The 10,436-nt window shown below is 72.8% G+C and carries 10 protein-coding genes and 1 pseudogene; 5 read left to right on the top strand and 6 right to left on the bottom strand.

Translation table 11 applies throughout. The annotated features are described in order from the left end of the window. Positions 1–36: 36 nt before the first annotated feature. From E1284_RS33815 to E1284_RS33805, 3 genes are all read right to left on the bottom strand, one after another. Positions 37–915: an ABC transporter permease gene (locus E1284_RS33815; protein WP_131944233.1), complete on the bottom strand. Its 879-nt coding sequence runs from the start codon at positions 913–915 to the stop codon at positions 37–39. Beyond that, complete coding sequence (locus E1284_RS33810; RefSeq protein ID WP_131944232.1) at positions 912–1,859, bottom strand: ABC transporter ATP-binding protein; 948 nt, start codon at positions 1,857–1,859, stop codon at positions 912–914. Before E1284_RS33810 ends, E1284_RS33815 begins: the two co-directional genes overlap by 4 nt. 84 nt (positions 1,860–1,943) lie before the next feature. Beyond that, positions 1,944–2,900: a DUF389 domain-containing protein gene (locus tag E1284_RS33805; RefSeq protein WP_131944231.1), complete on the bottom strand. Its 957-nt coding sequence runs from the start codon at positions 2,898–2,900 to the stop codon at positions 1,944–1,946. Positions 2,901–3,024: 124 nt separating this feature from the next. On the opposite strand from E1284_RS33805, the gene E1284_RS33800 reads away from it, so the two are divergent. Both E1284_RS33800 and E1284_RS33795 read left to right on the top strand, forming a co-directional pair. Then, complete coding sequence (locus tag E1284_RS33800; protein ID WP_131944230.1) at positions 3,025–3,840, top strand: HNH endonuclease family protein; 816 nt, start codon at positions 3,025–3,027, stop codon at positions 3,838–3,840. 76 nt (positions 3,841–3,916) lie between these two features. After that, positions 3,917–4,222, top strand: a complete 306-nt coding sequence (locus tag E1284_RS33795) for a hypothetical protein (protein ID WP_131944229.1) — start codon at positions 3,917–3,919, stop codon at positions 4,220–4,222. 12 nt (positions 4,223–4,234) lie between these two features. On the opposite strand, the gene glmM is transcribed toward E1284_RS33795, so the two are convergent. The 3 genes from glmM to rplM all read right to left on the bottom strand — a co-directional run bounded on the left by glmM (position 4,235) and on the right by rplM (position 6,752). Beyond that, positions 4,235–5,578 carry a phosphoglucosamine mutase gene (gene glmM, locus E1284_RS33790; RefSeq protein WP_131944228.1) on the bottom strand — a complete coding sequence of 448 codons (1,344 nt, stop codon included), beginning with the start codon at positions 5,576–5,578 and terminating at the stop codon, positions 4,235–4,237. Between the two features lie 119 nt (positions 5,579–5,697). After that, on the bottom strand, positions 5,698–6,204 hold the full coding sequence (gene rpsI, locus E1284_RS33785; RefSeq protein WP_131944227.1) for a 30S ribosomal protein S9: 507 nt from the start codon (positions 6,202–6,204) through the stop codon (positions 5,698–5,700). Positions 6,205–6,299: 95 nt separating this feature from the next. After that, positions 6,300–6,752 (bottom strand): 50S ribosomal protein L13, encoded by a 453-nt coding sequence (rplM, locus tag E1284_RS33780; protein WP_131944226.1) that lies wholly within the window; start codon positions 6,750–6,752, stop codon positions 6,300–6,302. 599 nt (positions 6,753–7,351) lie between these two features. Between rplM and E1284_RS33775 the strand changes: the two genes are divergently transcribed. The 3 genes and pseudogenes from E1284_RS33775 to E1284_RS33765 form a co-directional block, all read left to right on the top strand. After that, positions 7,352–8,284, top strand: coding sequence for a CAP domain-containing protein (locus E1284_RS33775; RefSeq protein WP_131944225.1), 933 nt, complete (start codon positions 7,352–7,354; stop codon positions 8,282–8,284). 41 nt (positions 8,285–8,325) lie between these two features. Continuing rightward, on the top strand, positions 8,326–9,354 hold the full coding sequence (locus tag E1284_RS33770) for a hypothetical protein (RefSeq protein ID WP_131944224.1): 1,029 nt from the start codon (positions 8,326–8,328) through the stop codon (positions 9,352–9,354). Positions 9,355–9,378: 24 nt separating this feature from the next. Continuing rightward, positions 9,379–10,436: pseudogene (locus E1284_RS33765) on the top strand (hypothetical protein); the annotation flags it as partial.

Raw genomic sequence — 10,436 nt, 5'->3', positions numbered from 1 at the left:
GACGACCCCCCACACCCCCCGTCTCGCTTCGCTCACTCATGAGAGCCCCGCCTTCCGGAACCGGCGGTACAGGACCGCGATCGAGCCGACGATGAGGACCGCGCACAGCGCGAGCGCGACCGCGCCGCCGGTGATGCCGGGTGCGATGCCGGGCGAGGACGACTGCGCGCCGAGCAGCCGGACCTGGACGATGTCCACCAGGTTGAACGGCGTCGCCAGCCCGATCCAGCCCTGCAGGGTGAAGTTGGTCTGCGCCTCGGCGATGCCCTGCACGGCGCCGACGAACGCCGCGCTGACCATGTAGACGGCGATGACCGCGGCGACGCCGAAGCCGCGGCGCGGGGTGAACGCCGCGACCACCATCCCGATCGCGGCGAGCACGAGCGCGTACAGGACGCAGCCGACCAGGGCGCCGAGGTACTTCAGCAGCTGCTCGCCCGAATCGGGCATCTTGGTGATCAGGCCGCCGACGTACAGGACGGTGACGGGCACCGCCATCAGCGCGAACAGCGCGGTCGTCAGCGCGGCGCCCTTCGCCAGGACGAAGTCGAGATGGCCGACCGGGCGGGAGAAGTACAGCGGGATGACGTGGAAGCGCACCTCCCGCGAGGCCAGCACCGGCGCCTGGGTGGCCAGGAAGATCGCCACGATGACCTGCATGATGTTCGCGTAGGACGCGTAGCGGAACAGCGCGTCCGGCTGCTTGCTGAACGCGAACGCCGCGACCGACCCGGCGGCCGGCAGCAGCATGATCGCCGCCAGCAGGAACGGCATGATCTTGGCGCGGGCGGGGCGCCCGAGCCCGAAGGCGGCGCGCAAGTTGTGCACGTACAGCGACCGCAGCACGTACGCGCGGCCGTTGCGGCGCCCGTCGTAGTGGCGGTAGCCGATGTCGTGGATGGTGCTGGTGCTCATCGCGGCGCTCCCTGCTGGACGGTTCCGGCGGGGGCCGGCGGCGCGGGCGGCCCGGTCTGGAAGACCTCCTCGATGTGGTGGCGGCGCTGCTCCATCCGGATGAGCCGCAACCCGAGGCCCGCGACGCCGTCGCGGATCAGGTCGTAGGTCGTCTCGCCGGCGATGTCGACGATGAGGAACCGGCCCTCGGGGCGGACGGACACGCCCTGGTCGAAGAGGTGCTGCCCGAGCACGTCCCGCCCCTCGTCGACCTCGACGGTCAGCACGCCGCTCGCGGCGGTGTACGCCTCGACGGCCTGGGACCTCAGCAGCTTCCCGCCGTCGATGATGACCACGTGGTCGCAGACCCGCTCCAGCTCGCCGAGCAGGTGGGAGGTGACGAGGACGCTGATCCCGAACTCGGCGCCGATGCGGCGGATCAGGTCGAGCATCTCGTCGCGTCCGGCCGGGTCGAGGCCGTTGGTCGGCTCGTCCAGGAACACGAGCTTCGGGTCGTGGACGAGGGCCTGCGCGAGCTTCACCCGCTGGCGCATCCCGGTCGAGTAGCCGCCGATCGGACGGTAGCGCTCCTCGTACAGGCCGACGTGCCGGAGCGTGTCGGCGGCGCGCTCGCGGGCGGCGGTCGGGGGGAGCCCGCACATGCGGGCCATGTGCACGACGAACTCGGTCGCGGACACGTCCGGCGGCAGGCAGTCGTACTCGGGCATGAATCCGACGCTCTCCCGGATCCGCAGGCCCTCGCGCGCGATGTCGAGCCCCAGCACGGTCGCGGTGCCGGACGTCGGCGGCAGCAGCCCGAGCAGGATCTTGATGAGCGTCGACTTGCCGGCCCCGTTGGCTCCGACCAGCCCGACGACGCCCGGTTCGACGGCCACGTTCAGGTCGTCCAAGGCGGTCACCCGGGGGAACCTCATCGTCAGGCCCTGGGTGGCGATTATCGGCATGGTCCGAACCTAGCGGCCCCCGCCGGACGGCACGTCCCCCTCAAGTGCTATGCGGGGCAGCCTTTCGTCTGGTCTTGCCGCGACCTAAGTACGACGTCCGACCGCCGGACGTCGCCCCTGCCGGAGGACGATCCCCCACAGCGCCTTCTGGACGAGCAGCGTCAGCGCCCCCGCGATGATCATCCCGGTGAAGTTGACGGCGAGTTGCAGCAGCGAGCCGGCGATCTCGCTGCCGTGCTTGAGCGCCATCGCCACCGCGAGGTTCCCGGCGGCGGGCACGGTGGTGACCGAGATGAACACCCCGACCAGCGCCGACGACTTGCCCGCGGTGAGCGACAGCACCCCGGCGCCGCCGGCGAGCAGCGCGACGATGAACGACCAGCGGTCCGGGCTGTAGATGAACGCGGTGAGCGGGCGCTCGGCGGGCAGCCGGTCCAGTTCGATCACCCCGGTCCACCGGCTGACCAGCGCGCACACGTAGGTGATCGCGATCGCGACGGCGAATCCGACGACCAGCGCCCGTACCGCCTGCGCGATGCGCGCCGGCTGCCACCGGACGAGCCCGTAGCAGATCGCCGCGACCGCGCCGAACTCCGGGCCGAGGACCATCGCGCCGACCACCAGCACCGGAGAGTCGATCAGCGCGGCGATCCCGGCCAGCTGCGTGGCCAGCGCCAGGAACGCGATGAACGACCAGGTCAGCGCCGTACCTTCGCTGACGCTGCGGTCGAGCTCGTCCCAGACGACGGCGTCGTCGCCGTGCCCGGGCGCCCGCTCCTTGGCCTCCTCGGCGGTCTCCGAGAGCGTCAGGTCGACCTTGTCGAGCGCGATGGAGCCGTCCCGGTGGACGCCCAGGGCGCGCAGCGCGTCCAGCACCTCGTTGGCGGACTCGCGGGCGACATCGGCGGTCACGAGGTCGCCGCGCGGGGACCGGGCGGCGCCGTCGATCACCACGATGTTGGTGGCGCCCGCGCAGTCGGCCAGTGCCGTGCAGACCGCGTCGGTCCGGTCCGCCGGGACGATCGCTCTCAGATGAAGCACTGGGCAATCGTGCCGTAAACGGAGGGGTCGTGTGACCGGGACGTCAGGACATGCGGTTTGATCGACTATTTGCATGCCTCTTGGTGAAATATGACGAAAAACGACCCCCCAGGACGGTGACGGCATGACGCGACGCGCCCAGACTCGGCACGACCCCGGCCATCGGCGTGAACCGGGCAGGAGGCTGCTGGCCGCGGCGGCGGTCGCGCTCGCCGTGCCGCTGGCGGTGTCGGGCTGCGAGGGAAACCTGAGCATCGGCGACCCGTCCGCCTCGCCAGGCGGCACGACGTCCGGCCAGAGCGACGGTGACGCGGCCAGCCCGCTCGACAACCCCGACGGCACCAAGCCCGGCCTGGCCGCCATCACCTCCGGCGGCGACCGGGACGAGGCGCGCACGCTCGTAGAGAAGGTCGCCACCAAGGGACGCGGCCCGAAGACCGGCTACGACCGCGACAAGTTCGGCTACGCGTGGAAGGACAACGCTCCGGACGTCCCGTTCGCGCGCAACGGCTGCGACACCCGCAACGACCTGCTGAAGCGCGACGGCGAGGACGTCCGCTACCGGTCCGGGTCCAATTGCGTGGTCGTCTCACTCACGCTGCACGACCCGTACTCCGGCAAGACGATCGACTGGAAGAAGACGCACGCGACCGCCGTGCAGATCGACCACGTGATCCCGCTGTCGTACAGCTGGCAGATGGGCTCGTCGCGCTGGACGAAGGGCAAGCGCGAATCCCTCGCCAACGACCCGCTGAACCTCATCCCGGTGGACGGGCCGCTCAACGGCGCCAAGGGCGACTCCGGGCCGGCGTCGTGGCTGCCGCCGAACAAGCGCATCCGCTGCTCCTACAGCGTCCGCTTCGCGCAGGTGGCACTGAAGTACGACCTGCCCGTCACCAGTGCCGACAAGAAGATCATGCTCGACCTGTGCGGCGGCTGACCACCGCGCCCGCGTCCGGCGGCACGGTGCCCGCGTCCGGCGGCGGGGCCGCCTCGCGGCCGCATATGCTCGTCCGATGAGCGATGACGTGGACGAGCAGGGCACGCCCGACGAGCGGCCGAAGGTCCGGACGGAACGGGGCGTCGGCGCCCGCGCGACCGGGGCGGAGGTGACCGGCGCGTCCGCGACCGGGCTCACCGTCCGGCTCGGGAACGGGCTCGGTTCGCTGGCGGTGGGCTCGATGGCGCTCGGCGCGCTGGCGATCGGCGCCGTCGCGATCGGCAAGCTCGTCGTGAAGCGCGCCGTCATCGCCCACCTCGAGGCCGGGACCGTCGAGATCAGGCACCTCAAGGTGGGACGGCTGGAGATCGACGAGCGCTAGGCTCGGCGGGCCTCAGCCGAGAGCGGTCTTCACCACTCCGGCGAGGTGCTCGGCGACGGACTGGGCCTGCTCCTCCGAGGCCGCCTCGACCATCACGCGGACCATCGGCTCGGTGCCGCTCGGCCGGATGAGGACGCGGCCCGTCTCGCCGAGGCCGGCCTCGGCGGCGGCGACGGCCTCGGCCAGCTCCGCGGACGTCTTCGCCCGGGTCTTGTCGACGTCCTTGACGTTGATGAGCACCTGCGGCAGCCGCGTCATCACCTTGGTCAGCTCGTCCAGCGGACGGCCCCGGCGGACCATCGCGGCCACCAGGTGCAGGCCGGTCAGGACGCCGTCGCCGGTCGTCGCGTGGTCGAGCATGATGACGTGGCCGGACTGCTCGCCGCCGAACCCGAAGCCGCCGGCCTTCATCGCCTCCAGGACGTACCGGTCGCCGACCGCGGTCTCGACCACGGTGATCCCGGCCTCCCGCATCGCGAGCTTGAAGCCGAGGTTCGACATGACGGTCGCGACGACGGTGTCGGACGGCAGCGCGCCCGCCTCCCGCAGGTCGAGGGCGAGGATCGCCATGATCTGGTCGCCGTCCACGACCTCGCCGGACGCGGTAACGGCCAGGCAGCGGTCGGCGTCGCCATCGTTGGCGATGCCCACGTCCGCGCCGTGCTCCCGGACGGCCCGCCGCAGCGCCTCCAGGTGCGTGGAGCCGCAGCCCGAGTTGATGTTCAGGCCGTCCGGCGCCGCCCCGATCGTGAAGACCTCGGCGCCGGCGCGGCGCAGGGCCTCCGGCGCGACGTCGCAGGACGCGCCGTTCGCGCAGTCGACCACGACGCGCAGGCCGTCCAGCGACACGGTGACCGTGGACACCAGGTGCGCGACGTACTGCTCGACGGCGCCGTGCGCGTCCCGGACGCGGCCGACGGCGGCGCCGGTCGGCGGGTCCCACGCCTCGCCGAGCCGCGCCTCGATCCGGTCCTCGATCTCGTCCGGCAGCTTGTAGCCGCTGCGGTCGAAGAACTTGATGCCGTTGTCGGGGGCCGGATTGTGCGACGCCGACAGCATCACGCCGAGGTCGGCGTCCAGCGCGTGGGTCAGGTGCGCCACCGCCGGGGTCGGCAGGACGCCGAGGCGCAGCACGTCCACCCCGGAGCTGGCGAGGCCCGCCACGACGGCGGCCTCCAGGAACTCACCGGAGGCCCGCGGGTCGCGTCCGACCACGGCGAGCGGACGATGGCCTTTGAACTCGCCCTCCTCGCCGAGCACCCGCGCCGCGGCGACGGACAGGTCCATGGCGAGCGGGGCGGTCAGGTCGCGGTTGGCGAGCCCGCGCACGCCGTCGGTCCCGAACAGACGAGCCACAGTTCAACTCCCGATGAGGCTGGATGACCCCGGAAAGCGGACGAGCCGCCGCACCCGCCGCGCCGCCCACGCGGAACGGCCGCGTGGAGGCCACGGGGTGCGACGGCTCGTACCGTCGATCAACGCTTGCTGTACTGCGGAGCCTTGCGGGCCTTCTTGAGACCGGCCTTCTTGCGCTCCGGCACCCGGGCGTCGCGGGTGAGGAAGCCGGCCTTCTTCAGCGCCGGGCGGTGCTCGATGTTCGCGAACTGCAGCGCGCGGGAGATGCCGAGGCGCAGCGCACCGGCCTGGCCGGTGGTGCCGCCGCCGTTGACGCGCGCGAGCACGTCGAACTGCCCCTCCAGGCCCAGCAGCACGAACGGCTCGTTCACGATCTGCTGGTGCACCTTGTTCGGGAAGTACTGGTCCAGGGTGCGGCCGTTGATCTTCCACTGGCCGCTGCCGGGGACGATGCGGACCCGCGCGATGGCCTGCTTGCGGCGGCCGGTGCCGGCGGCCGGGCCGGTCGCGACCGGCTGGCCGAGGTAGCTCTCGCCGGCGGCCTCGGGGGTCTCGGTGCTGTACTCGGACGGAGCGTCCTCGTAGGAGTCGAGCTCGACGCTCTCGGCGCCGGTGGTGTCGTCCACGGTTCTCCTCAGGGTGTTCTAGCCAGGGCGGCCGACCCGTCTCGACGGGTGCCCCGGCGGCCTCGTGTCTCGTGCCGCGCCCGCGGGCGCGGGTGTCACTTCGCGATCTGGCTGATCTGGGTGATCTCGAACGGGACCGGCTTCTGCGCCTGGTGCGGGTGGTCCGGCCCGGCGTAGACCTTCACCTTGCCGAACATCTTCCGGCCGAGGGAGTTCTTGGGCAGCATGCCCTTGATCGCCTTCTCGACCGCCCGCTCGGGGTTCTTCGCCAGCAGCTCGGTGTAGGTCACCGAGCGGAGGCCGCCCGGGTAACCGGAGTGCCGGTAGGCCTTCTTGCGCTCCGCCTTGTTGCCCGACAGCGACACCTTGTCGGCGTTCACGATGACGACGAAGTCACCGGTGTCGAGGTGCGGCGCGTAGATCGGCTTGTGCTTGCCACGAAGCAGCTGCGCGACCTGACTGGCGAGACGGCCCAGCACGACATCGGTCGCGTCGATGACGTACCACTGACGCTGGACGTCAGCGGGCTTAGGGGTGTACGTGCGCACGGTCGTCAGCCTTCGTTTCTCGTCGACTTTCAGCGGTTTCGATCCTCGCCCGCCCACGTGGGACGAGCGTCAGCGGAAATCCTGCTTGCGCCGATCAGAGGATCATCCGACCTGGCGCTCCGGGAGACCGGGGCCCACACACGAGCCGCAGAGGACGCACATGCTGGAAACACCCCGGCACATCGTCGTGTGACCGCCCACCCGCATCGGGGCACGCGTCAAGACACACAACAAATACGCAGGATACGAAGCGCAGAGAGATTGCGCAACTCGTCCGACACCTGGAACGCCGCCGAAACCCCATGGTAGACGCGGCGCCGCAGGCCGGCGCACCGCTGGACGCGCGGCGGACGAGCGGCCGCGCGCCCGCTGCGGACACCCGGGACGGTGAGCGTCACTCACATGACGGTGTGTAGTTATTGTGAGGTTTCTTGAGCAATTCTCGTAACTCGGGGTGCATATAGGGATATTGTGCCGGGCGACCGAGTCCACGCCGGCTCGCGCCGGCCCGTACCCGGGAGCCCCCGCTGTCCACTCCCCGCAGACCCGGCGATCCCGCCGGAGGCCGCCAGCCCAGGCCCGACGGGCGCAGCGGCGCCATGCCCCGCCCCCATGCCGGCCCCTACCGCGACGAACTCGTCGCCGGCGGCCCGCGGCGCGGCGCGTCCCGTCCGGGGCCGTCGCACGGCGGACACCGCCCGGACGCCGGCCCCCCGCGCGGCGGCCGCCCCCAGGGCGGGGGACGCAAGAAGTCCCGGATGAAGAGCGCGACCGGGCTGGTCGTGGTCGTCACCGCGTCCGGCCTCGCCATCGGCATCGGCGTCGCGATCGACCGGCTCGTGCTGCCCGGGCTGCGCTCGGAGAACACCGCCGCGGCCGGGCCCGAGGACGGCCCGTCCGCCGTGATCCCGCCGGGACCGCAGAGCGAGGCACCGGCCGAGGCGGGCGCGGAGTCCGGGACGCCCGCGGACGCCCCGACCGGTTCGCCCAGCGCCTCGTCCGCGCCCACGGCGGAGCAGACCCCGCCGCTGAAGCCGATCCATCCGCGCAAGAGCGCGTCGCCCGCGCCGTCGAAGTCCACGAAGACGTCCGCGCCGGACGCCCCGCCGTCGACCGGCGGAGGCGGGACCACGACGGGCGGGAGCAGCGGCTCGTCGGGTGCCGAGACCACCGTCGTGTCGCTCACCAACGCCGAGCGCGCCAAGCAGGGCTGCAAGCCGCTGCGCATCGACTCGCGCCTCGTCGTCGCGGCCCGCGAGCACTCCGCGGACATGGCGGCCAACAACTACTTCGACCACACGTCCCGCAACGGCGACAGCCCGTGGAAGCGGATGGAGGACGCCGGCTACACGAGCCCCGGCGCGGAGAACATCGCCAAGGGCTACCCGACCGCCGCGGCCGTGGTGAAGGGCTGGATGAACAGCCCCGGCCACCGCGCCAACATCCTGAACTGCGGCCTCCGCGCCATCGGCGTCGGCATGGCCTCGGGATCCGGCGGCCCGCTCTGGACGCAGGACTTCGGCTGGAATTGACCGGGGCCCGTGCTCGGATGCGGGACGGTACAGTCCAACGCATGGGTTATCCGGGCGATCAAGGCAAACCCGGCGACTGGCCCCCACGGCAGCCGCCGCCCGGGCCGTACGGACCCGGAGCCGCAGCGCCGCCGTACGGCCGTGACAACGACGAGTCCCCGTTCGCTCCGCGCGACGCGGGGCACGACGGTCCCGCCGCATGGGGCGACAACGCCGGCGGCTGGGACGAGCGGCCCACCGCGGCCCGGGGCGACGAGCCCGTCGCCGGCGACGCGTACGGCGCCGAGTCCCACGGCTTGCCCGCGGGCGCGCCGGCCGGTGGGCCGACGCCGCCCGAGCGGCGTCGCAACCTGCCGCTGATCATCGGCGGCTCGGCGGTCGCCGGCATCCTGCTCATCGGCGGCGGCGTCGGATTGTCGTCGCTGCTGAAGGACGACTCCAAGCCGGCCCCGGCGCCGACGCAGGCCGCGTCCGAGCAGGCGCAGCCGACGCCGAGCCCGACGCAGCCCGTCCTCGCACCGGTGAAGCTGCAGAGCCGCACCACCGACCCGAAGCCGCTGACGCTCAAGGAGGTCTTCGGCAACGGGAAGTTCACGGCGGACGGCCACAAGTACGTCCGGACGGCCGCGAACGGCAAGCGGAGCTGCACCGCCGTCGTCGGCGGCACCGCCCTGGAGAAGGCACTGAAGAAGGGCGGCTGCACGCAGGCGATGCGCGCCACCTACGCGCTCTCCACCGGCTCGCTCATCGGCACCGTCGGCGTGTTCAACCTCGAGACCGAGGCCGCCGCCAAGACGGCCGTGAAGGCCGCCGCCGCCAAGGACGCCTTCCTGCAGGCCCTGCCGGGCAAGGGCGTCACCAAGAACAACGGCAAGGGCGAGGCGTTCGGCACCTCGCAGGCGCGCGGCCACTACGTCATCATGACGTGGGTGCAACGCCCGGACGGCAAGAAGATCGCGAGCAAGTACCATGCGGCCGTCCGAGTCTTCGGCGCGCAGATGGTCAAGGGCAGCAACCTCGCCCTCGCCCTGCACTACCGGGAAACCGAAGGCAAGCCCCTCCAAAAGTGACCCCTCCGAATACCCTCACTGCTTATGTCTGGACCTAGAGACACCCGGGAGACCGCCGAGCCGGCGGGGACGTCAGGCGTCCCCGCCGACCCGGCGCCGCCCAGCTTCGGCGGCGCGGCTCCCCCGGCGGGCGAGACCGCCGACGGGACCGCCGGGGCGGCCGAGTCCCCGGCCGAGCCCGCCGCGGGCCCCGCCGCCGAATCGGCCGCCGAGCCCCCCGCCGAGTCGGCCGCCGAGGCCGCCTCCTTCCGGCTGCCCGCGTTCGGCCTGGAAGCTCCCTGGTGGGCCGCCGAGTCCGCCGGCACCGCCCCGCCCGCCGGCGAACCGGTACCGGCCGCGGCGCGGCCCGAGGCCGGCCGGGACGTTCCGGCCGCCGAACCCGAGGCCCCGGAGGAGACCGCGCCGGTCGCGGCGCCGCCGCCCGGGACGCTCGTCGCCGGCCCGGGGGTCCCGGCCGTCGACTCCCGCCGGGCCGTTCCGGCCGAGCCCATCGTCAAGCCCCCGATCTCGGCGGGCGACACCGATCCCGACGGCTTCCAGGCCGTCCGCCCGGAGGGCGCCGCCCCCGAGGCCGAGAACCCAGAGGACGAGACCACCGTGGACAACTCCGTCGTGAACGAGGCCGCGGAGGACGGTCCCGCATCGCTCTCCGCCTTCGAGAAGGCGAAGGAGGCCGAGAACGCGGCCGCGCAGACGGCCGTGCTGGTGCCCGACGCGATCCTGCCGCGCGGCGTCGTGCCGCCGACCGGCAGCGGACCGTTCCCGAACACCGGCCCGGCGGACGCCGCCGCGGTCGGCGCCGGCCAGGCCCCGGTGATCACGCCCGTCTACCACGCCGAGGGCGGCGTCCCGCTCGACACCCCGCCGCCGCCCGGAAAGGCGCCGAAGGGCCAGGGCGGCGGGAGCGGCGGCGGGACCAAGCGCCGCACGCTGCTGATCGGCGGCGGCGCGGCCGTCGTCCTCGCGGCGGGCATCGCCCTGTTCGCGATCGGCGGGACGGGTTCGGACGGCGGGAACGAGGCCCGCAAGGCCGCCGAGCCCTCCGCGCCGGCGGCGGCGCCGTCGGCGGCACCATCGGCCCC

The sequence above is a fragment of the Actinomadura bangladeshensis genome (assembly GCF_004348335.1).
Lineage (GTDB): Bacteria > Actinomycetota > Actinomycetes > Streptosporangiales > Streptosporangiaceae > Spirillospora > Spirillospora bangladeshensis.
The sequence above is the reverse complement of the archived record's forward strand: the minus strand, read 5'-3'. Positions and strand labels throughout refer to the sequence as shown.